Source organism: Calothrix sp. FACHB-168 (assembly GCF_963889195.1).
Lineage (GTDB): Bacteria > Cyanobacteriota > Cyanobacteriia > Cyanobacteriales > Nostocaceae > Aulosira > Aulosira anomala_A.
This window is the reverse complement of record NZ_CAWPNJ010000096.1, coordinates 101099-127795: the sequence shown is the minus strand read 5'-3', so window position 1 is coordinate 127795 and position 26697 is coordinate 101099. Positions and strand designations below refer to the sequence as shown.

Sequence of the window (26697 nt, the reverse complement as noted above, 5' to 3'; positions counted from 1 at the left end):
CCCGGCGTGGAATTCAGTTAAAATTTCAAATCAAATACTAGTGTTAATTAGTAATAACTTATTTATCTTCTAGCAATTGATTAACTTGCGCGCCTCTGCGACCAGTTTTAATTTCATAACGACGGGTAAGGTTATCTTGGTAGTTCATATCTCTAGCAGCCGCAGAGTTAACGAAAGCATCGCAATTTTTACCTTGAACTACTGTAGAGGAACTGCTGCTATTTTCTTCATTGCGGTTATTACGAGTATCTTTAGAATCGCTGTTATTTCTGCTACCTTGGCTAGCACCGCTACCGCTAACGCCAATACCTAAGAAGCTGACACCACCGCCACCGCCATCATTGTGGCTTTGAGAAGAACTAGAACGAGTGCTAGTAGAAGTTGCGATCGCAATTTTAGCGGAACTGTTGCGGGTATTGCTACCTAAACCCACATCGCTACATAATGCACGAGGATCATTAGCGAGAGTTTTTGGGTCAACCCAAGATTGATGATCCCCCAAACCTTGAATTTCACTGTTACCTACGGGATTGCTGGGAGTGCTAGGTGTAGAAGTGTTAGGAGTACCATTACCAACAGCTGCGCCAGGTTTAAAGATACCCACCGGCTGGACATCAAATGGCCCCGCAAAAGCTGGTACTGTAGCAGTTAAAATTGCAGTAGCGGTAAGTAAAGAGCCGGTTAGGTTACGGAATTTCATAATCATTGTCCTTGAGTTTCAGTGTTTGTCTTGGGCTTTCATCCCTTCACTTACTCATAGGTTGACCGAGAAAAGTTTATGCACCCCTTGGGGAAATTTTTTTGTAAATCCTGGGGAAGGGAGACAAGGAGGACAAGGAGGACAAGGAATTTTAGATTTTAGATTTTAGATTTTAGATTCAAACCCAATCCAAAAGACGCTCGCGGACTCGCTCTAAGCGAAGCTATGCCGGAGGCTTTACGCTGCGCTATCGCAAATCCAAAATCCAAAATTGAATTGCCCAATGCCCAATGCCCAATGAATAATGACTATTGACCAAAAATTGGGATAAATAAGTGCATCGTCTTGAGGTTTTTACCAAACTATGCAGTACCCATTAGAATTGACTTTCAAATTTTGGGCGTTAGCGCCACAAATATCGATTGCTGACAGTCAAGGTAATTTGGTTTTCTATGTCAAGCAGAAGTTGTTTAAGCTAAAGGAAGCAATTACGATTTTTGCTGATACAGAACAAACACGCCCGCTTTATTACATCAAAACTGACCGAATTATCGATTTTTCGGCACGTTATAACTTTAGCGACAGCGAAGGTAGAGAAATTGGTGCTGTCAAACGGCGAGGATTGCGATCGCTCTGGCGCGCCCGATATGACATATTTGATGGTGAAACTAGCAATCTCACTATCCAAGAAAAAAACCCTTGGGTAAAAGTTGCTGATGCTTTATTTGCAGAGATACCAGTTGTGGGATTGTTCACTGGTTATGTCTTTAACCCAGTTTATCTAGTTAGCCGCGCTGATGGTACTGTGGTGATGCGCTTAGAGAAAATCCCCTCGTTTCTCTCTAGAAGATTTACAATTAAACAAGTCGATCAATTAAGCGATCGCGAACAAGAGCAAGTTTTGTTAAGTTTAATGATGATGCTGCTCCTAGAACGCAATCGCGGCTAGTTACAGTTAATACCAATTCAAAATTCAAAATTCAAAATTCAAAATTAAGAAATCTATATTTTGCTAAGGTTTCTGGATTTGGATCTTTTTCATGATTTTAGTGAATTGGTATAACCCATATTCATGATTATTGTAGAGGAGATATCCAAATGATTCTCCTCAAACTATCCAATTTTGAGAGCAAAGAAATAATTCAATTCTTTCTCCTCTGCTCCCTCTGCTCCCTCTGCTCCCTCTGCTCCCTCTGCTTCTTTTCTGATTTAATAACCATCCACAGACCAATGGGGAGGATCGTTACTCAACTTATACACCCCATAGGTGCTACCAACAGTCCATAAATTACGATTGAGAGCTGCATTATTTGGGTTACCTACAGTTACCAATCGCCCATTACCATCTCTAATGCTAATTGTGCCATTCCAGGTAACATTCCAATCTATTGCCTGTCTTTGAGTATGGCGCGAATTTAAAGAAACAGGATTACCACCAATTCCATAAGCATTTACCATCTCTTTAGCAGCTTGTATTGAGCCTGCATTAGTATAATGCTCCCATTCAATATTAACTCCTGCCATACTGGGGACAAATTTAGCTGAAATTTCTTGTCTATTGATTCGCGCTGCATAATGCATTAAATAAGCGCGTTCTTTCGGACGATGGGTAGCAGTAACAATTACTTGACATCCTGCATCAATTAGTGCTTTTTGAAATGCTTCGACTCTTTGACGAAATGGTGATGCTAAATCAGCAATTAATCGACTGGTGGGGAAGTTATTAACCCAATGTGCGCCACTCAAACGAAATCTTTGATTTTTCGCAAACCCATTTAAAATATCTAAGGCTGGTGTTAAATCTTGTCCGAGTTTTTGTTTGGTATTATTGCTTAAAGCCTCTTCTATTTCACTACGCCAACGTACATCTCTTTTTTTATATGCTTCGGCTAAACCTTTATTACTACTATTACCAAAATCTCCATCTGCTGTTAAAGGTGGATTTAATTGTCCAGTTTTATTAATGGATGCTTGTAAATCTTTAACTTCTGCTTCCCCAAAACCAAGGTAACTTAGTAATGTGCTAGCTGAGAGATTAGGAATCTGCAAAATAAAACCCTGATTTAGGGCTACAGAATAAGTCATATTTCCGACTATACCATCAGCAGTTAAGTTATTTCTTTGCTGATAGCTACGAGTTGCTTGATCGGTTTGTTTACCAAAGTCACCATCAACCACATCAATCGGAAATTGAGCATTCTTTAAAAAGCTTTGCCAAGCTTGGACAATATCTCCTTTTGAGCCAAGTCTGATGAGTGGTAATTTGAGAATACTGACATTAAAAGCCATAATTTTCTCCCTCTTAAAAATTATAGACTTCTTGCAAAAGCTTGATTTTTAGTCAGAGAGTCAGCATTTTGCTGAATTTGATCTGTTACTTCAGGTACTTTTGCAAGCCGTCTATGAATTACTCAATAATGATTGCCTAAATTTTGATGCATTCGCCAAATGAAAAATGACTAATGACTAATGACAGCCTTCATCAATTAGCTTGAATCGCACCACAATATTTAAAGTAATTTTTGCCAAGAAGCAGGGCCGATAATTCCATCAGCAACTAAGCCATTTTGCTTTTGAAAGTTTTTAACTACCGCTTCTGTTTGCGGCCCGTAAATACCATCAACTTCAACACCTAAACGATATTGGATGTAGCGAATTACCGGGCCGCCAGCATGATTTGGGCGAATAATTCTGCGTGCCAAAATTAAATTTATGGCATCCCAGGTAGCTTTGTTAGCAGTTCCTGTTTCGGCGATATCAATGATTTTTTGAAATTTGGTAACAGCAGAACTTGTAGCACTTCCTGCTACCCCATCTTCTACTAAAGGTTTACCATTTCTATCGGTAATTTTTAGTTGGTTCAAGGCTTTTTGTAGCCGCAAAACTGTGACATCTACATTCAGTTCTTCATCGGGTACGGGGTTTACAGATGTAGTTGGTAATTTACCAGTCAAGCCTTTAACAATTGCATTCGCTAGATCTTCTGAATTATAAATATTCATATCTTTCTGCGAATCGATAAAGCAACCCTCTACTAAAATTGCAGGCATATTTGTATGTCTCAAGACGTATAGATGGGAACCACTCTTTACTCCTCGATTAAAATAGCCTAATTTGACAATTTCATCTAATACTGGTTTCGCAATTCTGCGACTAGTTTCGCTCCCTGCAAATACTTCTGTACCGTTGGCTTGCCCATTAAAAGCATTAAAATGAATTGAGACGAACACATCAACTTTATTGGCATTTGCTATATCACATCTTCTAGCAAGTGATTCACCGACTCTGCTAGCTCTCTGTGGTCTACATGGTATGACTTGATGTCCTAATGCCTGTAACTTAGATATAACTCTATTGCCCACATCTAAGGTTAAATTATCTTCAAATCTAATGCCTCTTGCTCCAGTATCCGGGGGGCAATTATGTCCAATATCAATGCCAAATTTCATTTTTATCTCCTCCGCTTATTTTCATATTAGTTTAAATTCTTAACACCTTTTGATTACTCTCTTTTATACTTTTACAGAAAGAAAAATAAATTTTCCATATTAAAAGCTAACATGACTAGAAAAAATGCATACCATAAGTATGCTGAAAGTTACTCTGACAAAAGTCATAAGATAAATAATCATCGCTCAAACTGCACAAAATATTTTTTTACTACAACATAAAGAAAATAAATTCCCGGATTTTAACAAAACTTTTGTTCGCTTAACACATCTGGCAAATAAATTGATCGCGTAAATAAAATGTAACAAAATACACAAGTATGTCGATCGAATTTCTTCCCCGTCAAAAGTCAGTAGGGGCGGGTTTATTGAGAATTATCGTTGATCAGTGAGGATATTTGTGAACCCGCCCGTACAACCGTCAACCGTCAACCGTCAACACTTCGACAAGCTCAGTGACCGCAGTCAACCGTCAACCGTCAACCGTCAACCGTCACCAAACCTAGTGAAGGGAGGTAATACTACTGAGAAAGCCGTGAAGACCGATCCAGTCATTTACCATGCTCTTCTTACAATGATTTTATAAGAATTAATTTGATTTTCTTAGTCACGAACACTTGGCGAGAACGGATTCACCGTTGAGTCAGTGTGAGTTATCTTGATAGTCCTGTGTCTTTGGTGGTTCCTCCACAAGCCTATGCAACCCACTAATCCAAACCAATTTACAGAAAAAGCCTGGGAAGCGATCGCCCATACCCCGGATATTGTGAAACAATATCAGCAACAACAGATTGAAAGCGAACACCTGATGAAGGCGCTGCTGGAACAAGAAGGTCTAGCAAGCGGGATTTTAACCAAAGCGGGTGTGAATTTGCAAAAAATCCGCGATCGCGCCGAACAATTTATTCAGCGTCAGCCCAAGGTATCCGGTAGCAGCACTTCTGTTTACTTAGGACGCAGCTTGGATACTTTATTAGATCGGGCGGACGCTTATCGCAAAGAATTTAAGGACGAATATATTTCTATTGAGCATTTATTGCTGGCTTATGCCAAGGATGACCGCTTTGGCAAAGGTTTATTGCAAGAATTTGGTTTAGATGAAAGCAAGCTAAAAAATATTATTAAACAAATTCGGGGGAGCCAGACAGTGACCGACCAAAATCCAGAAGGTAAATACCAATCCCTGGAAAAATACGGGCGCGATCTCACAGAAGCAGCACGTAAAGGTCAACTCGATCCGGTGATTGGGCGCGATGATGAAATTCGCCGCACAATTCAAATTCTTTCGCGCCGTACCAAGAATAACCCCGTGTTGATTGGCGAACCAGGTGTTGGTAAAACTGCGATCGCGGAAGGACTCGCCCAGCGTATCGTCGCTGGTGATGTTCCTCAATCTCTCAAAGACCGCAAATTAATCGCTTTAGATATGGGTGCTTTGATTGCTGGGGCGAAATTCCGGGGTGAATTTGAAGAACGCCTGAAAGCAGTATTAAAAGAAGTTACCGAATCTGGCGGCAATATAGTTCTATTTATTGATGAAATTCATACTGTAGTTGGTGCTGGTGCAACTCAAGGCGCAATGGATGCGGGGAATTTATTAAAACCCATGCTAGCTAGAGGCGAGTTGCGCTGTATTGGAGCGACAACTTTAGATGAATATCGCAAATATATTGAGAAAGACGCCGCTTTAGAAAGACGCTTCCAGCAAGTTTATGTGGATCAGCCCAGTGTCGAAGATACCATATCTATTTTGCGGGGGTTGCGAGAACGTTATGAAAACCACCACGGGGTGAAGATATCCGATAGTGCTTTAGTTGCTGCATCTACATTATCGAGTCGTTATATTAGCGATCGCTTTTTACCAGATAAAGCCATTGACTTAGTAGACGAAGCCGCCGCTAGGTTGAAAATGGAAATTACTTCTAAGCCAGAAGAACTCGACGAAATCGACCGCAAGATTCTGCAACTGGAAATGGAAAAGCTATCTTTGCAAAAAGAAAGCGATTTAGCTTCTCGCGAACGGTTGGAAAGACTAGAAAAAGAAATTGCTGACCTGAAAGAAGAACAAAGAACCCTCAGCGCCCAATGGCAGTCTGAAAAAGATATTATCAACAAAATCCAGTCCATTAAAAAAGAGATTGAACGGGTTAACTTAGAGATTCAGCAAGCAGAACGCGACTACGACCTCAACCGCGCTGCTGAATTAAAATACGGCAATTTAACCGATTTACATCGCAAACTTGAAATTGCCGAAAGTGAACTAGCCAACGCCCAAGGTACGGGTAAATCCCTGCTGCGGGAAGAAGTTACCGAAGCTGATATTGCGGAAATTATTTCTAAATGGACAGGAATTCCCATCAGTAAATTGGTGGAATCGGAAAAAGAAAAACTGCTGCATTTAGAAGATGAACTGCACCACCGAGTAATTGGACAAAATGAAGCCGTGACAGCTGTAGCCGATGCAATTCAGCGATCGCGCGCTGGGTTAGCCGATCCTAATCGTCCTATTGCTAGTTTTATCTTCCTCGGCCCTACAGGTGTGGGTAAAACTGAGTTAGCCAAAGCTTTAGCAGCATATATGTTCGACACCGAAGAAGCTTTGGTACGCATTGATATGTCTGAGTATATGGAGAAGCACACAGTTTCTCGCTTAATTGGTGCGCCTCCCGGATATGTAGGTTACGAAGAAGGCGGACAACTCACCGAAGCTATTCGTCGTCGTCCCTATGCTGTGATTCTCTTTGACGAAATTGAGAAAGCACATCCCGACGTATTTAACGTCTTCCTGCAAATTCTCGATGATGGTCGCGTCACCGATGCTCAAGGTCATACGGTAGACTTCAAGAATGCGATTATTATCATGACCAGTAACATCGGTTCTCAATATATTCTCGATGTCGCTGGGGATGACATGCGCTATGACGAAATGCGCCATCGGGTATTAGAAGCGATGCGTAATAGCTTCCGCCCAGAATTCCTCAACCGAATTGACGAGTTTATTATCTTCCACAGCTTGCAAAAACGCGAACTCCGGCAGATTGTCATGCTACAAGCCGATAGATTGCGCCAAAGATTGAGCGATCGCAAAATGTCCCTGCGACTCTCGGATGCTGCTCTTGACTTTTTAGCCGAAGTCGGATATGATCCAGTGTTCGGTGCGCGGCCATTAAAACGAGCAATTCAACGGGAATTAGAAACTCAAATAGCCAAAGCTATCTTGCGTGGCGAATTCCACGATGGTGATTCTATCTTTGTAGATGTGCAAAATGAACGCCTATCTTTCAGCCGCTTACCGGTGGAGATTTTTAGTAGTTAATTGGGATAGTCTCACGCAAAGACGCGGAGCGGCTTCCCGCAGGGTAGGCGCAAACTCAAGAGCGTCTTTGCGTTGTTTGCATGAACAGGATACTTCTTGGGATGAGATTACATGAGCCGTCAGCCGTTGCTAGATCCAAATCGCGCTTATAGTTTTCGCAATTACTTTGAATTAGGATTTGCAGTTGATGATTTAGTCGCTGAATTTGGCTATTCATGCGAGCGGAAATTTTTGGATTTACCGCAATATTCCGGTAGGTTAGACCGAATTAATGAACTTAAGCAGAGGATAGAAGAAGTCTTACCTTATGTAGATTTGGAGAACGAAGCTACAAGACGGGAAATCCTCATTGCACCGATAATTACTGATTTGATTCACTATTCCCGCGCCAAGTTAAGAATCGAATACAGTATTAAAGTTGATAGTAAACTGCAAGGTAATTTAGATTATTATCTGCGTTCTCAGAATAATTTAATTGTCATTGAAGCCAAGCAAGCAGATATTAATAAGGGATTTACTCAACTGGCGACGGAAATGATTGCTCTCGATAAATGGACTGATTCGACTCAAACAGAAATTTTAGGAGCAGTGACAACAGGTAATATTTGGCAATTTGGAATTTTATACCGACAGACACAAACCATTGAACAAGCGATTAACCTTTACCGCATCACTGAAGAATTGGAAATTGTGCTGAGAATTTTGCTGGCTGCATTGTTAAATACTCGACATTCATCTGCGTCCGTAGAAGGTTAAAATACAGAAGTTATTGGGTGTGGGCGTTTATGTTGGGTCAGTTATTAGACGGACGTTACAGAATTATCCAGGAATTAGGTGCAGGTGGCTTTGGTCAAACCTACATCGCCGAAGACATCAAACTCTACAATACTCAATGCGTCGTCAAACTACTCAAGCCATTAGCCACTGACCCAATGACTTTACAAGTAGCTAGAAGATTATTCGACTCAGAAGCGCAACTGCTACACAAGTTAGGCACCCACGACCAAATACCCCAATTACTAGCGCATTTTGAAGAAAATCAGGAATTCTATCTTGTACAGCAATTTATTGCGGGACATCCTTTAAGTAAAGAACTCACACCAGGAAAACAGTTAAGTGAAGCGTATGCGATCGCGCTTTTACAAAATATCCTCCAACCTTTATAGCAATTTCCGATAGGCGCAAAACCCCGTGTCTTTAGACCGGGGATGTAGCGCCAACTTAGAATTTATTCTAAGTGACATTCTCTATTTGTGGTGTGGGTCTTCAATATATTTCTTGATTACTGCTGCGCTAACATTTCCGGCAGTTGAATAAAAATAGCTATTTGTCCACATACTAGGCATCTTTTTTAAATCTGGAAACTCGCTTCTAAGCAGATAAGATGACCTACCTTTAAAGAATTTAACTATTTGATTAATAGCGTAAATTGGTTGATATTCAACAAATAAATGCACATGGTCTGGTGCGACCTCTAAGGCTAAAATATCCCAATCTTTCTCTTTAGCTAAATCAAAAAATATCTGTCTTAATCGTTTGGCTACGTCTCCTACTAATACCTTGCGTCTACGCTTAGGTATCCATACTAGGTGTACAACTGCGTTGCCCACAGAATGATTGCTGTGTCTATGTTCTAAAGATTTTGTCATGTTGTTTGCTCTGAGCCATTGACATTTAAATATTAACTCGCTACTATATGTACAGTCAAGAAATTAACTAAGGAGGTGATTAAGTAATGCTGGTCTTAGAGTACAAAATCAAAGGCAAAAAGCATCAATACAATGCAATTAATGAAGCTATCCGTACAACTCAATTCATTAGAAATAAAGCTATACGCTATTGGATGGATGCGCCAAAAGAAGCTAAGGTTAACAAAATTGCTTTAAATAATTACTCAACCGCATTACGTAAAGAGTTTAAATTTGTTGAGGAATTAAATTCAATGGCTTGTCAATCTGCTACAGAAAGAGCATGGCTAGCCATTGATAGGTTCTACCAGAATTGCAAGAAGAAAGTAGCAGGTAAAAAAGGATATCCCAGGTTTCAAAAAGATAACCGTTCGGTTGAATATAAAACCTCTGGATGGTCATTAAACCGAGTTAAAAGACGCATAACATTTACTGATAAAAAGGGTATAGGTGAAGTTAAATTACTTGGTAAATGGGATATACAGACGTACCCTGTTAAGCAAATTAAGCGTGTTAGGTTGGTTCAAAAAGCTGATGGTTATTACTGCCAATTTTGCATAGATGTAGATGTTGAATCTGTGGGTAGAATCGGCAATGGTGAAATCGGCTTAGATGTGGGTTTAGAGTTTTTCTACTCAGACTCAAACGGCAATCATGAGGAAAACCCAAGATTTTTAAGGAAAGCTGAAAAGGCAATTAAACACGCTCAACGCCAAATTTACAAAAAGGAAAAAGGTAAAAATCAACGTCGGAAAGCGCGAGACAGATATGCACGGAAGCATTTAAAAGTAAGTAGGCAACGGAAAGAACACGCTCTTGTATTAGCGCGTAACGTATGCAAAGCTAACGCTTTAGTAGCCTATGAAGATTTAAACGTTAAAGGCATGGTAAAAAATCATTGTTTAGCCAAGAGTATTAATGATGCATCTTGGTCACTGTTCCGTCGTTGGTTAGAGTATTTTGCAGCTAAATTTAACAGTACAGTTGTTGCTGTCAATCCTAAAATGACATCTCAAAAATGTTCAGATTGCGGAACAATTGTTAAAAAATCTCTCTCAACTCGTAGCCATAAATGTGAATGTGGCTGTAGTTTACAGAGAGATGTTAATGCTGCCAAAAATATTTTAAATCTTGCAAAAGCTAGGGTAGGGCATACCCGAAGTAACTCTTCAGGAGTTGGAATCACTACGCTAGTTGGTGTAAACCTGCTAGAGCAAATTCTAACGGTGAATGAAGAATCCCCCGACTTTACGACTAAGTGAGCGAAGCGATACTTAGTCAGTCGGGGGAGTGTCAACTTTTGTCCATCAAAATAACGTCATTCACCGCGATATCAAACCACCTAACTTAATTCGTCGCCAAGGTGACGGTAAAATCGTCCTGATTGACTTTGGGGCGGTGAAACAAATCGGCACCCAGGTAGTCAATGCTCAAGGAGAAACTCGAATGACTGTGAGTATTGGCACTCCTGGCTATATGCCTAGCGAACAGGACACAGTCTGGCGACGTATTTTCAAAAAAAGTCGTAGGTACCCTTGGATATTATAGTTGAATCCGCATAAATTCGATGTAACAAATTTCTTGATGCTGCAAACAACGCTAAATCGTGGATTAGTTGCAAATAATTAGCGATTATTTGGATTTTTGTCATCTAACTTTACAAAATTAGGCAAAATTATCAATATTTATTACGCGAATCAGTAGCCAAAAATATCATAAATCACATTTTAATAGTAAATATACTGAATCAAAGAGATGTTAATCAAAATCCAACTCCTCTGTCATCTCCTAATTCAGAAGTTTCCGAACATTCCTGAATGCTGGTTTATAGCAACCGGAATTAATTTCAGTGCCAATGTATGTTTTATTAGATGTAAAAATGACAATCGCAGGAGCTAAAGTTTTATGTCCCTAGAACAAGTGAAAGCTTTTTATGACCTTTTAACATCAGAGCCAGCAATTTATGACCAATATGCGAAAAAATGCTGTAATCAAGGATTTTTTGGCAGTTACCATTGGGATAAAACAAAAATTGTCAAATTTGCGGCTACTCATGGCTATAGCTTCAATGAAAATGAACTCGATCAAATCTGGTTTGAAACCGAGTCCAGTAGTGCAGACAATTCTCTAAATCTGGCTTAATCTGCCAATTTTGCAGAGATATCTGACTTAGAGATGATTTTATAATTTATATCGCTATAATTTTTGGTTAGTTTGCCACATTAATCGTGATGATTTCGAGTCATCCCAGACAGAAAGAATGATTCATCATCATTAATGTGGCATGGCGATGCAGCTAAAATGACGAATCAGGCTGCTGTAAAAATTCTATTTCCTCTGGAGTGGAAGGGCGTCCGAGAATGAGATTGCGATGAGGGAAGCGCCCAAAACGCTCAATTATTTCTAGATGTTTAAAAGCAGACTTAATAGCGATCGCACTTTCTCGATCGTGACTGATTTGCTGAAATAGCTTGATACAGCGTCGTTGATCCTCCAGATTTTCGCTATGTTCAAAGGGTAAATAGATAAACCAGCGTTGTACGGGGAGGAATTCGCGATCGTAGCCTTTAGCGACAGCTTGCTGTGCGACTGAAAGCGCTTCCCAATCAGTGCTAAAGGCTTGAGGCGTGCCGCGAAACATATTTCGCGGAAATTGATCTAGCAGCAGAATCAACGCCAGACAACTTTCGGGAGAATTTACCCAATCGTCTAATAATCCTGCTGCTGCCTGTTGGTAAGCTTCAAGAAAGCGACTTGTCAATTCCCAATCGAAATCTGGTGTTGCTTTAAACCAAAAATCTCTGAGTTTACCGTAACCTGGCTCATCGGGATGACCAAACCAGAATTCCAAAATCGCTTTTACCTGTGACATTACTGTGATTAACCCTTGCAAAGAACTTGTCGCATTTTACGCATATTTGCGGGTAACTCAAAGTTCATTGCTTGTTGAATCAAAATAGAGGGTATCATCAAATTTGGGGTAGCTCGCACATCATAAGCAATCAAAGTACCATTACCGCAATCTTGCAGTTCTAAATTGGCTTTAAAGTCCTCAAAAGTCCCTTTTTCCATGCGGAATTGAATTTGCTGTCCCAATACTTCCACAACATTTAAGTAAATTTCTACTTGAGCTGTGAAAAAGAAAAAGGCTTTTTGCGCTGCTTGATACAGACGCTTCACCTCACCTTTAGACACAACCTCGCTTTTGGTAATATCGGGAAAATAATGTACCCAACGCGGATAGTCTGTCAATTGCTGCCAAACTTGCGATCGCACTAGCGGTACATACATCCAAGCTGTCACCGCACCACCCCAAGCTGTGTGCGATTCTGTTTTCACTAAAATTTCACCCTGCATGAGCAATTGTTGCTCTTGTTGACTCCAAGGCATATCCTTACCTTTATTAATTGAGTCTGAGATATGAGACGCAGACATATTGATTGCTATTACTCCTAAAATCACCACCTAAAAAAGGTTTAAACTACGAAGCATTTCATTGCATCGAGTCTAGCCCCTTAAATTTTAGTTCCACTTAATCAAATTAAATTTCCGGAAGTGGTAATTTTTCCGTAAATATTTGATGAAAATCTTTAAAATTTTGTGCTTATTATGAAAGAACTTTAAAGTAAAAACTTTGACTAATTTTACTCGTTAACTGTGTTATTGTCAGCTGTCAATAGGAAATAGGCAATAGGCATTTATCTTATTTTTTTCCTTTATACCCTTGTGTGTCTCCTATCCTTTGTCGTCAGTAGCATATTAGTACTTTGATTGTGTAGAACTAGCTACTAACTACTGATAGTATCTAGATTGCAACGCTTACAAGTAGCAGAAAAACTTTCCTATTAATGAGAAATTTCTGTAAAAAACTGAATTTCTCCAAGCTAGAATGGCACAAACATCATCAACTATGCAAGTTAGATTCGTTAATTACTGAGATTAGAGGTAAAATAAGTGAGTCAGTCTTCTTTAAATCGGCGATTAACCCAACTTTTCGGTATTCTCTTAGGCATAGGCATAGCCGTATGGTTACTGAGAGGTTTCGGTCTGATTACTTTTATTCCCGGTGGCATTATTTGGTTATTATTACTAGGCGCGATCGCTGTTGGCATTCTCGGTTATGTGCAAAAAACCTGGTGGCGTTTTTAACATTCGCGAACTGAGAAAGCAATAACTACTCAAGCCAATCACCAACTCTTTTAAGGGAAGTACAATGGAAAAGTATATATGTACTATATGCGGCTATGTATACGATCCAGAAAACGGCGATCCAGATAGCGGAATAGAACCAGGAACAGCCTTTGAAGATATCCCCGAAGACTGGGTATGTCCAGTTTGCGGAGCATCAAAACAGGACTTTGAACCATACGACGAATAGTAGACGGTAACCAGTAAATTCCACAACCACACAAAAAAATCTCTCTTCCCATGTCCAATGCCCCATGCCCCATGCCCCATGCCCATTTTCAAGTTAGCCTATTAAAGTAGGTGCTATTGAGATAATTGTTAAGTTGTTGCCATTGAAGATTGTTGTGATTGGGGGTGGGGCTGCGGGATTTTTTGGTGCGATCGCTTGTGCCCAAGTTAATCCTCATGCTCAGGTTACTTTAATTGAAGCTAGCCGCCAACCACTAGCGAAAGTACGGATTTCTGGCGGTGGACGCTGTAATGTGACTCACGCTTGTTTTGAAGCTCAAAGATTAGTGCAAAACTACCCTAGAGGTGGAAAAGCACTATTAGGCGCTTTTACTCGTTTTCAAGCTCAAGATACTATAGCTTGGTTTGCAGCTCAGGGAGTCCAGCTAAAAACCGAAGCTGACGGCAGGATGTTTCCCATCACCGATAGTTCGGAAACGATAGTTGACTGTTTAATGAATGCAGCACAAGCATCTGGGGTAGAACTGCGTATAGGTACAGCTGTAGTTAAAGTCCAACGCCAAACCGAGACAGCAGGGTTTGAGATTGTGCTGAAATCAAAAGAGGTGTTAAAGTGCGATCGCATTTTACTCGCCACAGGTAGCAGCATCGCAGGTCATAAAATCGCCCAAGATTTAGGGCATAAAATTGAACCACCCGTACCCTCTTTGTTTACCTTTAATATTCCCGATTCTCAGTTGCGGGGATTAGCAGGGATTAGTGTTAACCCTGTCAAGTTACGGTTATTAACTAATAGTAAACCACCACTAGAACAAACAGGAGCATTATTAATTACCCATTGGGGTTTAAGCGGCCCTGCTGTTCTCAAACTTTCCGCTTGGGGTGCGCGAGTTTTACATCAAAATCACTACAAAACTAAATTATTGATTAATTGGTTAGCGGAATTCTCCCAAGAAGAAGTCAGGCAAAAAATCCTCGCTGTAAAGACTGAATGGGGAAAGCGACCGATTATGTTACATCGAGGTGTAGACTTACCTCATCGCCTCTGGCAATACATTCTCACCCGTGTGGGAATTACCACAGAGGATCGTTGGGCAGAATTGCCTAATAAAATGCTCAATAAATTAGTAGCAGAACTAACTCAAGGAGAATACACAATTACAGGTAAAGGCGTTTTTAAAGAAGAGTTTGTTACCTGTGGCGGTGTCAATCTCAAAGAAGTCAACTTTAAAACGATGGAAAGTAAGTTAGTTCCTGGTTTGTACTTTGCTGGCGAAGTCTTAGATATTGATGGTGTGACTGGTGGATTTAACTTCCAGAGTGCTTGGACTACCGCCTATTTAGCTGGTAGCGCTATGGGAATTACATCGAGTAAGTAGGGCGCGAAATGAAAATACTGGCAAGGGCTGTCATTAGTCATTGGTCATTGGTCATTGGTAAGGGTTTCCAGCATCTTTACGTTTCGTAATATAGTTGGGTGCAATTACTGAATTAATTAATGAAGGAATTTCTTTACTCTGTGTACTCTGTGCCCTCTGCGGTTAAAATCTTTTTTTGAACCACAGAAAACGCAGAAGTAAATGAGGTACGCACTTTGGGGCATGGCAATGCCAGTGCCCCTACAATCAACGATAATCTGTACCTGATTAACGGGCAATCTGCTGTAAATTTAATAATTCCCTAAAAGTCTGATTTGGTTGTTTCTAAAAATGAAAATTTGGCAAGCTGATTTTTACCGAATTCCCCAACAAAATACTACCAAAGAAAATATCTGGGAGTTGTTAATTTGCGATGCAACTCGCAGCTTAGAATATGTAGCTAGCTGTCCGCAAAAACAAGCAAATTCAACTTGGTTAACAAATCAAATTCAACTAGCAGCAGGCGAACAAATGCCAGATATAATTCAAGTATTTCGCCCGCAATCTTTAAGTTTAATTGAGGCGGCTGGACGGAATTTAGGGATTACAGTTGAACCTACCCGCCGGACTTTCGCACTTAAGCAGTGGTTACAAGAAAAACAATATCCCACAGTTGTCGATCAACCACCGCCTGTACCTTTACCAGAGAATCTTTGGGGCGAACAATGGCGATTTGCTACTTTAACGGCTGGGGATGTAGAAACAGCATTTAGCGATCGCCCGATTCCGATCCTCCATCTGCCAGAATATCTTAAACCCCTCAATCTCGGTTTACCATCAACCGCCCCAATTCCCGGTGTAGTCATCTATGGTGGAAGACAATCGATGCGTTTAGCCCGGTGGTTACACGAAGCTCGTCCTGTAGAGTTAAATTATGTGGCTGGTGCACCCGATGGCTTGGTATTAGCAGCCGGTTTAGTCGATAGGTGGATTGTCGCCACTTTTGCCGATTCAGAAGTGGCTACGGCTGCTAAACTTTATCAACAGCGTCAACAACTCAGTCGCGGACTACACTTTTTGCTAGTGCAACCAGATGATTCCGGTATGACTTACAGTGGCTTTTGGTTATTGCAATCACAACGTTGAATTCGATGAAACCTCACCTACCCAGTTTCCGTCTCTGCGCCAAAAAGGGGTTGGGGGTGAGGTAAAAATTTTGTGTATCGAAGGTTAAATTAGCTCTATGTTATTTCGCCAATAAACTCCATCTTCTCGCTGCATTAACTTGTAACCAATTAACTCCCTGCGTAAAGTAGCGTAGTCAGGATGATAGCGTTTGAGTGTTTCATTCACTGTGAGTTCTGGATACTGAACTCCCGGTTCAAATTTACTTGCTAGCCACTTAAGAACGACTAAGCGCTTTTTACGACTAGCGGGAATTTCTTTGAGACGTTGTACTACCTCTAGATTGTTGGTATTAGTTTCTATGTAGTTACTCAAGACTTTGCTTTCCCACGCTTCCGTGTCTACATCCTCGATTAAGGAGGCTATTTTCTCTGGGGTAAAAATTTCCTTGCTAATATTTTGCAAGGCTTCGCTATCTAATTGGTAGAAGCGGTTATTACCCTCTGGGCGCATAGTTACCAAATTTAGTTCCTTGAGTTTTGATAAATGATGGGATACTGTCGGTTCTTTAAGTTGTAATAGCACCGCTAACTCTTCAACACTGCACTCCTGGTTCGCTAAAATACCTACAATTTTTAATCGGCTCTCATCCGCTAAGGCTTTAAAAAATTGCAGTAGAGTCTGAAATTGTTCTTTCCTCATAATTTGTTATAATCAAATTCGACTCCGATCTAATTAGAGAGAAATCGAATTAGCTATGTTGTTGCCCTCTGAGCATTCAGAGGGGTTGTTTGGCTTGATTGTGAATTATTGTTAATTCTGCGACTCGTTCTGTCCAAAGTTGAGATTTCTTAAGTTGTTCTTTACATTTTGCTATGTTCAGACCATTCTCAAATAGAAGCAGATGCAGAGGAAGTAAAACCAAACAGGGTACTTCCTTGGTACAAGCGGCGAGATTTTTAGGTGTAGACCAAAGTACTCTGTATATGGCTTTGCAAAAAGGACAAATTCCTACTAGCAGGAGAAATGGGCGCACTTTTATTAGTCAAGGCGCTTTAATGGATTATCGCGCTAGAACTAGACCTCTGTTATAAGCAGATGTCATTCTAACAAAACCTGACCGCATTCTTATCCCTAATTTCTACAGGATAGGAATGCTGTTGTTAATCAGTAGGTTGCTGTAATTAAATATAGCTGGCAAGGGCTGTCATTAGTCATTAGTCATTGGCAAGAGTTTCAAGTCTATTTACGTTTCGTAATATAGTTTGGTTTATTTATAGCAACTTGCTTATTTGATATTGGTAATATTAATATTTATACCTTTATGCCTCATCCCACATAATTAATTTGCTGGTAAATTTTATAGTAATTATTTAATAATGTTAGTAGGACAATTTTAGGTGATCGCCTGAATATTTCTTAACAAAACATTAAAGCGATCGCCTATTCAATACCGAATAAAGGCTTATTAAAAGGTATTTGGTGAGATTTTTAGCTAAATAAACTCCAAAATTCCCCAATAATTTAGCTAAATTGCTCTTCTGCGTCTAAATTAAAGAGCATTTGCAGAGTTTGCATACATCGCCTTCTGGCTTCTACATCCTGCTGCGCTCGCAATTGCACCATCGGATCGTGTAAAATTTTATTAACTATTCCCCTTGTAAGTGCCTCGATTACTTCTTGATGTTTCTCGGCAAATTCTGAACCTAAGCGCGACAAGGCTTTTTCTAATTCTTGTTCGCGGATGGTTTCGACTTTATTGCGCAGACAGCTAATAGTGGAGACAGTTTCTAAACTGCGCCACCAAATATCAAAAGCTTCTACTTCTTCATCCAAAATCTTCTCCGCTTCCTGCGCCATCTTCCGCCGACTTTCGTAATTTTGCGCCACAACCGCCTTCAAATCATCCACATTGAAGGCTTGGACGTTAGCTAGCTCATTTACGTCAGCATGGACGTTACGGGGTACGGAAATATCAAATAGCATTAGAGACTGGCTAGGCTCTAAAACCATTTCTAATTTGGCACGATCTAATATTGGTTCTGTAGCCGAAGTACTAGTAAATACCAAATCACTCTGGGAAATTACTCTCATCATTTCCGAGAGTGGTTGAATATCTAAAGCTTGTTCGGGGAATTGTTTGGCTAATTCCAGAGCGCGATCGCGAGAGCGATTTAAAATACTAATTTGCTGGGCACCTTTAGAAATTAAATGCTGTACCAACAAGCGCGACATCTTACCAGCACCAAGAATCGCCACCCGCGAAGCCGCTAAATTTTCGACTTTCATGTGCGCCAATTCCACCGCCGCCGAACTGATGGAAACTGCGCCAGTACCAATGCTAGTTTCAGTACGAACTCGCTTACCTGCTGTTAAAGCTTGTTTAAATAACCGATTCAAAATTGTTTTTATACCGTTATATTGCTGGCCTAATTTGTGAGTATTTTTCACTTGAGCCAGAATTTGTCCTTCTCCCAGGACTAAACTATCTAAACCTGCTGCTACGCGCATCACATGCATCACAGCATCATCATGCAGCAACATAAACAGGTGTTGACGCAAAGATGTGACAGGCAATTTACTATATTCAGCTAAAAACTGCGTGACTTCGCGAATACCATGTTCTGTTTCGCCTGTGACGATATAAATTTCCAGGCGGTTACAAGTGCTGAGAATTGCCACTTCGTCAATATGGGGATAGCTAGTCAGTTGAGCGATCGCATTTTCTGTTTGGGGTTCGGGGATGCTCAACTTTTCCCGGATTTCTACTGGGGCTGTTTTATGGCTTAACCCCACCACTGCTATATTCATCTGCTAATTGGTAATTGCTAAATGGTAAATGGTAAGTGGTGAATGGTGAGTCAGGAGTTAGGTAGGGGATTTAAACTCCTAACTCCTGACTATTTATTGCTTAGTGCAATTGTACGTACTTCGGCTGTTCAAACATGTGAATAGTATCCACAAAGCGCGCAGTTTTTGACTGGTTGGAAATAACTAGGCTTTGAGTTCTAGCTCCTCCATGAAAGAAGCGTACACCTTGGATGAGATTACCACTGGTAATACCGCTAGCAGCGAACAGCACGGTTTCACCAGATGCGAGTTCATGAGCATCATAGACCTTATCTGGGTCAGTGATATTCATTGACTGCAGACGCTCCAAGTTAGCTTCTTTGCTTTCGCCAATTAACCCTGTTTTGACGATAGCCGGGTCATAAATCAGCTGACCTTGGAAATGTCCGCCTAAAGCACGCATAGCGGCGGCGGAAATTACACCTTCAGGTGCAGCACCGATACCCATCAGGGCGTGAATGTTGGTTCCAGCAAAACCACAAGATAAAGCTGCACCCACATCACCATCAGAAATCAGTTGTACTCTCGCTCCAGCGTCGCGGATTTCTTTAATTAAATCGTTGTGGCGTTCGCGCTTCATGACTACTACCACAAGTTCTTCAATAGAGCGATCTAGACACTCGGAGAGAATTTTGAGGTTTTCTGTTGCTGATTTGTTGATGTCTACCTTGCCTTTAGCTGCTGGAGGCGCTGCTAATTTCTTCATGTAGAAGTCAGGCGCAGCAAATAAACCACCTTTTTCGGAAATTGCCAATACAGCCATCGAGCCTGGTTGGCCGTATGCTACCAAGTTCGTACCTTCACAAGGGTCAACGGCAATGTCAATTTCGATGAGTTCGTCTGGGTTACAGAAGTCCTTAGCATCTGGACGGGAGCAGATACCCACCTCTTCCCCAATATATAGCATAGGGGCGTCATCGCGTTCACCTTCTCCAATCACAATGCGACCGCGCATATAGATTTTATTCATGCGTTCGCGCATTGCTTCCACTGCCACTTGGTCAGCAGTGTTCTTTTCGCCTTTACCCATCCACTTTGCGGATGCGATCGCGGCTTGTTCTACTACCTCAATAATCTCTAATCCAAGTGTATTTTCCACAGAGTCGCCCTCTAAACTGCTTGACTTAGCGTCGTTTTATCTAGCTGTTCCAGTCTTCAAGTCTACCAAAGGGCGGATACCCCTGGAAAATACTATTGCTACTACTCTATGTTAAGTTTTGCTGCTATTAATTTTCTATTGTTTTTCAATATACCAATTTTTGCGTATTTACACTAATATTAAACCGCTAGAAGTCTTTATTAATCATCAAACAGAAAGTATAGGCAATTACATAGGTAATATTGTACGCTTCTATTAAGTGTGTTTTTCTGAGTGGAACATGTTTATTGACTACATCACACTGATGTTAATTAATATGGTAGCCGGGTTATTTTTACTCGCTGATTACGTATATCGCGGAATAGATAGCGATCGCCAGAAAAGCTGGATTCCTGGTTTTGGGATTACAGGCGCGATCGCACTCACAACAGGCTTACACATGACTTTTACCTGGCCAGTTGGCGGTAGCTTTAATATCGCATTTGGGGAAACTACCGTTTTATTTGGTATCTTATTTATGAGTAGCGCGATCGCTCTTTCTCTAGGCTGGGATTTATTAACAATAGCTATTTATGCTTTCTTTGCAGGCTTAGTAGCAATTGTCATCGGTATGAGAATTATTAACTTAGGGATAACAAAACAACCATTAATGTCAGGGATAGGCTTTATTCTTACAGGTTTAAGTGGCGTTTGTGCAGCACCAACTCTTTACTGGAAAACAAACCGTACTTGGCGATTAATTGGGGTAATAGTGCTGATTGCAGCCGCGCTGATTTGGGCATTTACTGGTTATTTAGCCTATTGGAATCATCTCGAAACTTTCCAAAAGTGGGTTCCCATCCCTATGCGTTGAATAATTCTGGATTGAGTTAATGCTATTACCCATTTTTTAAGTATTAATTATGTATCTAAAAATGCAACATATTTATCGACTTTCGCCAATAGGTGAATGATTGCTGTTTAGCATATAACAAATCATGAAAAAATCTCTCCCCTAGTTCCTAGCCCCTAGCTCCTAACCCCTATTTTCAAGCCAGAGGAAGCCCCAAAACAAAGAATCTGCCGCACTAAAAATGAGATAATTTATTTTCTGGAAGTCATTAAGGTAAAGTATAAGCAGCATTTTTACTGCAAAACTCTGTAGTGCAAAATACAGTAAAATTGGCGCTTAATTAATAACTATAAATGTGTTAATTGTAGCAGCCCTCATATAGGCATTCACTGATTATTAATCTAGCGATAATCATCTCAAAACCTTGGCAAATTGGTTTACACTCTCCAGATGATAAAAAATTACCTAGAACAAATAACTCAATCTAGAGAAAATTCAGAAAAAGCGATAATATGCAAATATGCTGAACTTTCTCAATCCTTTATTAAACCGTTATCCTGAGCGAGTTAAAGCTCAAGTTGAAATCTATACTTGGCAAACTTGCCCTTACTGTATCCGCGCTAAAATGCTACTTTGGTGGAAAGGTGTTCAATTCCAAGAATACAAAATAGACGGCGACGAGACAGCTAGAGCCAAAATGGCACAAAGAGCTAACGGACGCCGCACAGTTCCCCAAATTTTTATTAATAATCAACATATTGGTGGCTGTGATGACCTTTATCAATTAGATACCCAAGGTCAACTCGATCCACTATTAGCGCAAACAGCCGTTTAAACTCAAAATCATCGCCTCCAGGCTATTTAAATACTTCCCAGCTAGAACCAAAAATAAACATTAAATTAGCCCTACGCATTTAAATCGGATATTTTGCACTCAGGTTGTCAAAAGTCCAGAATCCAGAGTTAAAGGCTAACCTGGACTTTTGAACGCCAGTTAACGGCAGTTGCTACCAGTCTCTTAACCCGCCTACAGCACTGGCTCTGCTCGCTCCTGGACAACCTGAACGCGAATATGTTTCGATCTAGGCGCGTAAAAACTTGATTGTGTCAATCAATTTTGGATTTTGGATTTACGATTTTGGATTGACTGCACCGATTCCGGGATGCAGCTTGGGGATTTTAAATTGACGATTTTGGATTTGTTCCACCCACAAGGAGAGAAGTCAGAGCGCCGGAAGCCGGCGCTCTGAACTTCGGAGGCGGGGCATGAACCGAAATAATCTAAAATCTAAAATCTAAAATCTAAAATTGGCGCGGTCAAGCTTTGGGTTCTCAATCAGAATTAGCAATAATCCAATGTTAATTGCATACCCAGAATATCTTATCCATCGAAAATGGATGAGTCGTGCTTTGGAATTAGCACAAGCAGCTGGTGAAGCTGGAGAAGTACCTGTAGGAGCAGCAATAATTGATGCAGCAGGAAATCTGCTTGCAGAAGGTGAAAACCGCAAAGAACGTGACAAAGACCCCACAGCTCACGCAGAAATTGTTGCCTTGAGAATAGCGGCTCAAAATTTACAAAATTGGCATCTTAATCAATGCACCCTTTATGTAACTTTGGAACCTTGTCCAATGTGTGCAGGTGCCATTATACACGCCCGTGTGGGATTGCTGGTGTATGGAGTAGACGATACCAAAACTGGTGCAATTCGTACTGTTACCAACATCCCCGATAGTGCAGCCTCTAATCACCGCCTGAAAGTCATTGGCGGGGTTTTAGAGTCGGCTTGCCGTCAGCAATTGCAAGCTTGGTTTGCTACCAAACGGCATAAGCGAAATTAGCAGACAGAGACGAAACTGTCCAATAGGTATGACACAAGTGAAGAAAGAAAATTTACGGTGTAACTAATCAAGGTTTCGTCACATTTTACTAGGCAATCGGCAGTCACGAGCATGATGGACATTCACTCTGCTACTACTACCTCTGAGCAAAAACTCGCAAACACCCGCAGCCATAACCAGGTGGCTAATACTACCTCTGATACTTCACGGGTTTCTGCTTGGTTAGCACCTTTAGCGTATCTCTTAGGACGGTACTTTTTAATACCGTCGTTTTTTGGACATATTCAAATTATCGGTGAAGAAAATATTCCCGAAACCGGGCCGATGATTCTGGCACCTACCCACCGCGCCCGTTGGGATGCTTTACTTGTACCTTATGCGGCGATCGCTTGTCACTGCAAAAAGGACTTACGATTTATGGTCACCAGCAGCGAATGCAAAGGATTGCAAGGTTGGTTTGTGAGACGCTTAGGGGGTTTTCCTGTAGATCCGAAGCATCCATCAATTACAACCTTACGCCACGGTGTCGATTTACTACAGCAGAAAAAAACCTTGGTTATTTTCCCCGAAGGCGGAATTTACCGTGATGGTGAAGTTCACCCCTTAAAGCCAGGAATCGCCCGTTTAGCTTTGAGTGCAGAAGCCAGCCAGCCAGATTTAGGCGTAAAAATCATTCCTATTAGTATCAATTACAGTCAAAGCTATCCTAACTGGGGTACTGATGTAATTATTAACATCGGCTCACCCATCACAGTTGCAGATTACAATCATGGTTCTCTCAAACAAAATGCTAAATCTTTAACTAGCGATTTAACCAAAGTTTTACAACAACTCAGCCACCAAGAAACAGAAATTCCTAATCATACATTTGCAGAAATTCCTAATTCTTAAATGTCAAAAGTCCATAGTCCAGAGTCAATAGTTAGTCTCAACTTCAGAGTAACTCACCTTTACTAATGACTAATGACCCTTGACCATTGACTATTGACCATTGACCATTGACTAAATACTCAAACTTAATTCCCAACTATTCAATTGACCAACATCTTGCGCGACATAATCGACTAACCACAATTGCCAACGTCCTTTAGCTGAGATGGAAAGCAATTGTTTGAGTGCTGGGTGCGATCGCACTGTATATGTTGTTTGTAATGTTGTCCGCCTTCCTAAAGTGCGATTTTGTAATAAAACTTGTTGATTATTGGGTGCAATTAAATAAATTTCTAAATCGCCTAAAAAATTGTGGGTGAGATTAACTGTAACTTGTATATCTTGGATGATACTGGCCTCGGAAATCGCGATCGCGCTTTTAATTCCTTGGCGATTATTATCGGGAATACCTAACGCACTATCATTTCTCCCCTTAATTTGCTTACTCGGAGTTGATACCCCTGTACGCATTTGCTGCGCTAATTGCACGGCTTTGGCTGCATTCACTTTGCCATAACCAAACCATTGGGAATGTCCGTTACTGTCATAAGTACCTTCCCGAAAACCCAATTGGGGGTCAGGATTGGTGTCTACAATCTTATCAGTGGTTTCTTGTAATATTCGTCTGACTTGTTGGGCAGTTAAGTCAGGGTTTGCTGACAAAATTAAGGCAGCGACACCAGCAACTACAGGTGTGGCTGCTGAAGTACCGCCAAAGTTGTTGGTAAAATCTCCTCGATCGTAACCTGCGTCTCCTAATTGATCGGTACTGAGCATACCTAAACCAGAAAGAGAAGTAGCGATCGCAGGTTGGGTTTCCATAAACCCAGCTTCTTGAAACCACATCCCCGGCGGTGCATTGTTACTAGGGGCACATACAGCAATATTATTACCCCAATTGCTATAGGCTGATTTCTTATTCAAACTCGTACTCGCAGCGACAGCCATCACATCAGCATGTACCGCAAAACCACTTAACCAATCTGTATTACCTGATAATAAATTCTTCGGCCACTTGCGCTCAAAAATAGTCCCGTCAATTGGGCGGTTAGCATTTCCCGCCGCAAATAAAATGACACAACCTTTACCATTCCGCCCTTTAGTAGCCGCCCGCGTAATTGCTGCACGTTGACGCATAGATAAAGGGAAATATACAGCCGATGCCCCCCAACTGCAAGAAATGACACTTGCACCTTTATCTATTGCCCAATTAAAGATATCTTCAATCGATTCATCATCTAAAAATCCCGTGGTGCGAATTGGCATTAAAGCACAACCAGGTGCAACCCCGACAATTCCTTTACCATTTTCTTCAGCCACAGCTATTCCTGCGCAGGCTGTACCGTGGCTAGTTTCTTCTTCATCAGGTAAAGGTAAAAAATCATTTTCTTTTAAATCTCTAGGGGCGACAATCTTACCGCTACCTTGAAAATCGGGATGATTTAAATCAAAAGAATCATCAACTACAGCGACAACTACAGAACGGACACCGCGAGTAATATCCCAAGCTTTTTCGACAGCAATATGGGAACCAACTGTTAATTGATTACCGCCATTGTGGTTAAGATACCATTGCTGGGCATACAGAGGATCGCGGGGTTTATAATGGGTTTCCTGACGTACCAAAATATTTGGTTCAGCAGCTAATACTTCTGGGCGAAATTGCAATTGATTGGCAATTTTCAGGGGATTGTCTGTAGCTTGTTTACTGACACCAAAAACAAAAGTATTTGGTAAACCTGGTACTGGTTTTTCTTGCACTAGGTTAAATGCAGTTGCGAGCGCATTGATCTGAGCAGCATCAATATTAGTAGCAAATTGAATAGTGATTTGGTCATTGAGATAAACAAAAGTTCCCGGATTATTTTTGAGCTTGTAAATATGGCTAGCAAAAGCAACTCGATTGTCAGCACGGGCTTGGGACATTGCCGTTTCTAACTGATTGGGTGCTATAGTAAAAAGTTCTAGCTTGGCTTGGGGAATGCTGCGTTGCCAAGTACCCCAATTTATTTGAGATAATTCCTGGGAATTTAAATCTCGAAGCAGACGAACAGTGAAACGATCTAAAACCTTTTCTAAAATCAATTCTTCCCCACCGCGTTGTAATACTAACCCCAGATTGTTAACTGGTATACCTGGATTGGGAGAGTTGGCAGAATTCATGGGATCGTTCATAGAAACACTTTTAGATATTATGATTAAAAGCTGAGGGAACTCAATTAGCCTGATTTTCAGTCTAAAACAGAGAAACTGAGAATGTGACTTTGCTTGGTTAAAGACAAAAACAGAGTTAAGATACCCGAAGTTTCCATTTGCTTTTTATATATTTTGTCGCACGAATTGATCCCATGAACCTAGCCGTTGCTGTTCCCTGGATTAGCTTCACTTCTTTATCACTCATAGCAACCCTCAGTCTGCTATCACCTAGTTATGCTCAGGTAAACAATTTACCAAGCAACAATCAAGCACAACCTATAGACCCCAACAATCCCAACAATCTGCGTCCGGTAGCGCAAAACACTACGTTGTTGAGCATTGAAAACGGACAGCGCTTGCTCAAAGAAGCCGAGGATGCTGTATCTGGCCAAAAATATGATGTAGCTGCCAAAAAACTTCAAGAAGCACGCCAGGTTTTTAATCAGCTGTCTAATTTTTACCAAGATCTCAACGCCAGTTTTTCGGGAATTGACAACAGAGTTTCTGAGTCTCAGCGCCAAAAAGCGCGAGATACAGCCCAGCTTAGAGATGAAGCTACCTATAGACTGGCATTAGTGCATCGGGCACAAAATCAATCAGAATTGGCTGTACCTTTGCTAATCCAAATTATCAAAAGTCAAAACCCCACAAGGGAATTGGGCAAAAAAGCTTATCAACAGCTGTATGAATTAGGCTTTGTAGATGCACCCTATCCCCGACAAGGTGGGAGTTCTTCTTCCCAAAAATAAGTTCACAAATGCCAATATTCCCTGTGATGGAATGCTATGCTGGGCAATGCCTTAATGGTAGGATTTAAATATCTATTGTCTGTTGAGGCATTCTCAAACACAAGTGCCTAGAGTGCCTAGTTTTTTTTAGCTTGGTAACCACTGCCAGGGTAAAAAAAGCGATCGCGCTCTATCTGTTAATAATAG

Annotated in this window: 27 protein-coding genes and 1 pseudogene; 18 read left to right on the top strand and 10 right to left on the bottom strand. The window is 40.9% G+C overall.

From position 1 onward, the window contains the following. Window positions 1-58 precede the first annotated feature (58 nt). Window positions 59-700 (bottom strand): hypothetical protein, encoded by a 642-nt coding sequence (locus AACW45_RS37565; protein WP_190630898.1) that lies wholly within the window; start codon window positions 698-700, stop codon window positions 59-61. A 364-nt stretch (window positions 701-1064) separates the two neighbouring features. Between AACW45_RS37565 and AACW45_RS37560 the strand changes: the two genes are divergently transcribed. Continuing rightward, a complete protein-coding gene (locus AACW45_RS37560) occupies window positions 1065-1649 on the top strand; it encodes a hypothetical protein (RefSeq protein ID WP_190630896.1) in 585 nt (194 codons plus the stop codon). A 260-nt stretch (window positions 1650-1909) separates the two neighbouring features. Here the strand turns inward: AACW45_RS37560 and AACW45_RS37555 are convergent, their stop codons facing one another. Both AACW45_RS37555 and AACW45_RS37550 read right to left on the bottom strand, forming a co-directional pair. Then, window positions 1910-2989, bottom strand: coding sequence for a peptidoglycan-binding domain-containing protein (locus tag AACW45_RS37555; protein WP_190630894.1), 1080 nt, complete (start codon window positions 2987-2989; stop codon window positions 1910-1912). A gap of 221 nt (window positions 2990-3210) precedes the next feature. After that, window positions 3211-4149: an N-acetylmuramoyl-L-alanine amidase gene (locus tag AACW45_RS37550; protein WP_190630890.1), complete on the bottom strand. Its 939-nt coding sequence runs from the start codon at window positions 4147-4149 to the stop codon at window positions 3211-3213. Between the two features lie 400 nt (window positions 4150-4549). On the opposite strand from AACW45_RS37550, the gene AACW45_RS37545 reads away from it, so the two are divergent. From AACW45_RS37545 to AACW45_RS37530, 4 genes are all read left to right on the top strand, one after another. After that, window positions 4550-4735: a hypothetical protein gene (locus tag AACW45_RS37545; protein WP_190630887.1), complete on the top strand. Its 186-nt coding sequence runs from the start codon at window positions 4550-4552 to the stop codon at window positions 4733-4735. Between the two features lie 111 nt (window positions 4736-4846). Continuing rightward, window positions 4847-7465: an ATP-dependent chaperone ClpB gene (clpB, locus tag AACW45_RS37540; protein WP_190630884.1), complete on the top strand. Its 2619-nt coding sequence runs from the start codon at window positions 4847-4849 to the stop codon at window positions 7463-7465. A 111-nt stretch (window positions 7466-7576) separates the two neighbouring features. Then, on the top strand, window positions 7577-8221 hold the full coding sequence (locus tag AACW45_RS37535; RefSeq protein ID WP_190630882.1) for a hypothetical protein: 645 nt from the start codon (window positions 7577-7579) through the stop codon (window positions 8219-8221). A gap of 29 nt (window positions 8222-8250) precedes the next feature. After that, window positions 8251-8631: a protein kinase domain-containing protein gene (locus tag AACW45_RS37530; protein ID WP_242045480.1), complete on the top strand. Its 381-nt coding sequence runs from the start codon at window positions 8251-8253 to the stop codon at window positions 8629-8631. A gap of 81 nt (window positions 8632-8712) precedes the next feature. On the opposite strand, the gene tnpA is transcribed toward AACW45_RS37530, so the two are convergent. Further along, window positions 8713-9114: an IS200/IS605 family transposase gene (gene tnpA, locus AACW45_RS37525; RefSeq protein WP_190630879.1), complete on the bottom strand. Its 402-nt coding sequence runs from the start codon at window positions 9112-9114 to the stop codon at window positions 8713-8715. A gap of 86 nt (window positions 9115-9200) precedes the next feature. Between tnpA and AACW45_RS37520 the strand changes: the two genes are divergently transcribed. From AACW45_RS37520 to AACW45_RS37510, 3 genes and pseudogenes are all read left to right on the top strand, one after another. Next, window positions 9201-10415: an RNA-guided endonuclease InsQ/TnpB family protein gene (locus AACW45_RS37520; protein WP_190630877.1), complete on the top strand. Its 1215-nt coding sequence runs from the start codon at window positions 9201-9203 to the stop codon at window positions 10413-10415. A gap of 37 nt (window positions 10416-10452) precedes the next feature. After that, window positions 10453-10644: pseudogene (locus AACW45_RS37515) on the top strand (protein kinase domain-containing protein); the annotation flags it as partial. Window positions 10645-11058: 414 nt separating this feature from the next. Next, on the top strand, window positions 11059-11295 hold the full coding sequence (locus AACW45_RS37510; protein ID WP_190542412.1) for a Nif11-like leader peptide family natural product precursor: 237 nt from the start codon (window positions 11059-11061) through the stop codon (window positions 11293-11295). A gap of 154 nt (window positions 11296-11449) precedes the next feature. Here AACW45_RS37510 and AACW45_RS37505 read toward each other — a convergent pair whose 3' ends face one another. Then, a complete protein-coding gene (locus tag AACW45_RS37505; protein ID WP_190630875.1) occupies window positions 11450-12025 on the bottom strand; it encodes a DUF924 family protein in 576 nt (191 codons plus the stop codon). An 8-nt stretch (window positions 12026-12033) separates the two neighbouring features. Continuing rightward, window positions 12034-12588: an SRPBCC family protein gene (locus tag AACW45_RS37500; protein WP_190630872.1), complete on the bottom strand. Its 555-nt coding sequence runs from the start codon at window positions 12586-12588 to the stop codon at window positions 12034-12036. 519 nt (window positions 12589-13107) lie between these two features. Here AACW45_RS37500 and AACW45_RS37495 point away from each other — a divergent pair. The 4 genes from AACW45_RS37495 to AACW45_RS37480 all read left to right on the top strand — a co-directional run bounded on the left by AACW45_RS37495 (window position 13108) and on the right by AACW45_RS37480 (window position 16034). After that, window positions 13108-13302: a hypothetical protein gene (locus AACW45_RS37495; protein WP_096642985.1), complete on the top strand. Its 195-nt coding sequence runs from the start codon at window positions 13108-13110 to the stop codon at window positions 13300-13302. 64 nt (window positions 13303-13366) lie between these two features. Beyond that, window positions 13367-13531: a rubredoxin gene (gene rd / locus AACW45_RS37490; protein WP_190630869.1), complete on the top strand. Its 165-nt coding sequence runs from the start codon at window positions 13367-13369 to the stop codon at window positions 13529-13531. Between the two features lie 133 nt (window positions 13532-13664). Further along, entirely contained in the window at window positions 13665-14909 is a 1245-nt protein-coding gene (locus tag AACW45_RS37485) for an NAD(P)/FAD-dependent oxidoreductase (RefSeq protein WP_190630866.1), read from the top strand. Between the two features lie 330 nt (window positions 14910-15239). Next, the gene (locus AACW45_RS37480; RefSeq protein ID WP_190630863.1) at window positions 15240-16034 is read left to right on the top strand and encodes a Tab2/Atab2 family RNA-binding protein; all 795 of its coding nucleotides are present in this window, start codon (window positions 15240-15242) and stop codon (window positions 16032-16034) included. A gap of 84 nt (window positions 16035-16118) precedes the next feature. Here the strand turns inward: AACW45_RS37480 and AACW45_RS37475 are convergent, their stop codons facing one another. After that, window positions 16119-16715, bottom strand: coding sequence for a DUF2087 domain-containing protein (locus AACW45_RS37475; protein WP_190630861.1), 597 nt, complete (start codon window positions 16713-16715; stop codon window positions 16119-16121). Between the two features lie 173 nt (window positions 16716-16888). Between AACW45_RS37475 and AACW45_RS37470 the strand changes: the two genes are divergently transcribed. Continuing rightward, the gene (locus tag AACW45_RS37470) at window positions 16889-17107 is read left to right on the top strand and encodes a helix-turn-helix domain-containing protein (protein ID WP_190630859.1); all 219 of its coding nucleotides are present in this window, start codon (window positions 16889-16891) and stop codon (window positions 17105-17107) included. 430 nt (window positions 17108-17537) lie between these two features. On the opposite strand, the gene AACW45_RS37465 is transcribed toward AACW45_RS37470, so the two are convergent. Together AACW45_RS37465 and glpX are read right to left on the bottom strand one after the other, a co-directional pair. After that, entirely contained in the window at window positions 17538-18824 is a 1287-nt protein-coding gene (locus AACW45_RS37465) for a glutamyl-tRNA reductase (protein ID WP_190630857.1), read from the bottom strand. 100 nt (window positions 18825-18924) lie between these two features. Then, window positions 18925-19962 (bottom strand): class II fructose-bisphosphatase, encoded by a 1038-nt coding sequence (glpX, locus tag AACW45_RS37460; protein ID WP_190630855.1) that lies wholly within the window; start codon window positions 19960-19962, stop codon window positions 18925-18927. Window positions 19963-20242: 280 nt separating this feature from the next. On the opposite strand from glpX, the gene AACW45_RS37455 reads away from it, so the two are divergent. The 4 genes from AACW45_RS37455 (at window position 20243) to AACW45_RS37440 (ending at window position 23527) form a co-directional block, all read left to right on the top strand. Further along, a complete protein-coding gene (locus AACW45_RS37455; protein ID WP_190630853.1) occupies window positions 20243-20815 on the top strand; it encodes a DUF981 family protein in 573 nt (190 codons plus the stop codon). Window positions 20816-21314: 499 nt separating this feature from the next. Further along, entirely contained in the window at window positions 21315-21629 is a 315-nt protein-coding gene (gene grxC / locus AACW45_RS37450; RefSeq protein WP_190630851.1) for a glutaredoxin 3, read from the top strand. Between the two features lie 521 nt (window positions 21630-22150). Then, on the top strand, window positions 22151-22636 hold the full coding sequence (gene tadA / locus AACW45_RS37445) for a tRNA adenosine(34) deaminase TadA (protein WP_190542450.1): 486 nt from the start codon (window positions 22151-22153) through the stop codon (window positions 22634-22636). A 114-nt stretch (window positions 22637-22750) separates the two neighbouring features. Continuing rightward, window positions 22751-23527 (top strand): lysophospholipid acyltransferase family protein, encoded by a 777-nt coding sequence (locus tag AACW45_RS37440; protein WP_373462016.1) that lies wholly within the window; start codon window positions 22751-22753, stop codon window positions 23525-23527. 111 nt (window positions 23528-23638) lie between these two features. Here AACW45_RS37440 and AACW45_RS37435 read toward each other — a convergent pair whose 3' ends face one another. Then, window positions 23639-25741, bottom strand: coding sequence for a S8 family serine peptidase (locus AACW45_RS37435; protein ID WP_190630847.1), 2103 nt, complete (start codon window positions 25739-25741; stop codon window positions 23639-23641). A 173-nt stretch (window positions 25742-25914) separates the two neighbouring features. On the opposite strand from AACW45_RS37435, the gene AACW45_RS37430 reads away from it, so the two are divergent. Continuing rightward, a complete protein-coding gene (locus tag AACW45_RS37430) occupies window positions 25915-26511 on the top strand; it encodes a hypothetical protein (protein ID WP_190542457.1) in 597 nt (198 codons plus the stop codon). Window positions 26512-26697 lie beyond the last annotated feature (186 nt).

Excerpts from the sequence above, each read along its gene's own strand:
- AACW45_RS37565 (WP_190630898.1), bottom strand. The coding sequence starts at position 700 with ATGAAATTCCGTAACCTAACCGGCTCTTTACTTACCGCTACTGCAATT.
- AACW45_RS37560 (WP_190630896.1), top strand. The coding sequence starts at position 1,065 with ATGCAGTACCCATTAGAATTGACTTTCAAATTTTGGGCGTTAGCGCCA.
- AACW45_RS37555 (WP_190630894.1), bottom strand. The coding sequence starts at position 2,989 with ATGGCTTTTAATGTCAGTATTCTCAAATTACCACTCATCAGACTTGGC.
- AACW45_RS37550 (WP_190630890.1), bottom strand. The coding sequence starts at position 4,149 with ATGAAATTTGGCATTGATATTGGACATAATTGCCCCCCGGATACTGGA.
- clpB (WP_190630884.1), top strand. The coding sequence starts at position 4,847 with ATGCAACCCACTAATCCAAACCAATTTACAGAAAAAGCCTGGGAAGCG.
- AACW45_RS37535 (WP_190630882.1), top strand. The coding sequence starts at position 7,577 with ATGAGCCGTCAGCCGTTGCTAGATCCAAATCGCGCTTATAGTTTTCGC.
- AACW45_RS37530 (WP_242045480.1), top strand. The coding sequence starts at position 8,251 with ATGTTGGGTCAGTTATTAGACGGACGTTACAGAATTATCCAGGAATTA.
- tnpA (WP_190630879.1), bottom strand. The coding sequence starts at position 9,114 with ATGACAAAATCTTTAGAACATAGACACAGCAATCATTCTGTGGGCAAC.
- AACW45_RS37520 (WP_190630877.1), top strand. The coding sequence starts at position 9,201 with ATGCTGGTCTTAGAGTACAAAATCAAAGGCAAAAAGCATCAATACAAT.
- AACW45_RS37510 (WP_190542412.1), top strand. The coding sequence starts at position 11,059 with ATGTCCCTAGAACAAGTGAAAGCTTTTTATGACCTTTTAACATCAGAG.
- AACW45_RS37505 (WP_190630875.1), bottom strand. The coding sequence starts at position 12,025 with ATGTCACAGGTAAAAGCGATTTTGGAATTCTGGTTTGGTCATCCCGAT.
- AACW45_RS37500 (WP_190630872.1), bottom strand. The coding sequence starts at position 12,588 with ATGTCTGCGTCTCATATCTCAGACTCAATTAATAAAGGTAAGGATATG.
- rd (WP_190630869.1), top strand. The coding sequence starts at position 13,367 with ATGGAAAAGTATATATGTACTATATGCGGCTATGTATACGATCCAGAA.
- AACW45_RS37480 (WP_190630863.1), top strand. The coding sequence starts at position 15,240 with ATGAAAATTTGGCAAGCTGATTTTTACCGAATTCCCCAACAAAATACT.
- AACW45_RS37475 (WP_190630861.1), bottom strand. The coding sequence starts at position 16,715 with ATGAGGAAAGAACAATTTCAGACTCTACTGCAATTTTTTAAAGCCTTA.
- AACW45_RS37470 (WP_190630859.1), top strand. The coding sequence starts at position 16,889 with ATGTTCAGACCATTCTCAAATAGAAGCAGATGCAGAGGAAGTAAAACC.
- AACW45_RS37465 (WP_190630857.1), bottom strand. The coding sequence starts at position 18,824 with ATGAATATAGCAGTGGTGGGGTTAAGCCATAAAACAGCCCCAGTAGAA.
- AACW45_RS37455 (WP_190630853.1), top strand. The coding sequence starts at position 20,243 with ATGTTTATTGACTACATCACACTGATGTTAATTAATATGGTAGCCGGG.
- grxC (WP_190630851.1), top strand. The coding sequence starts at position 21,315 with ATGCTGAACTTTCTCAATCCTTTATTAAACCGTTATCCTGAGCGAGTT.
- tadA (WP_190542450.1), top strand. The coding sequence starts at position 22,151 with ATGTTAATTGCATACCCAGAATATCTTATCCATCGAAAATGGATGAGT.
- AACW45_RS37440 (WP_373462016.1), top strand. The coding sequence starts at position 22,751 with ATGGACATTCACTCTGCTACTACTACCTCTGAGCAAAAACTCGCAAAC.
- AACW45_RS37435 (WP_190630847.1), bottom strand. The coding sequence starts at position 25,741 with ATGAACGATCCCATGAATTCTGCCAACTCTCCCAATCCAGGTATACCA.
- AACW45_RS37430 (WP_190542457.1), top strand. The coding sequence starts at position 25,915 with ATGAACCTAGCCGTTGCTGTTCCCTGGATTAGCTTCACTTCTTTATCA.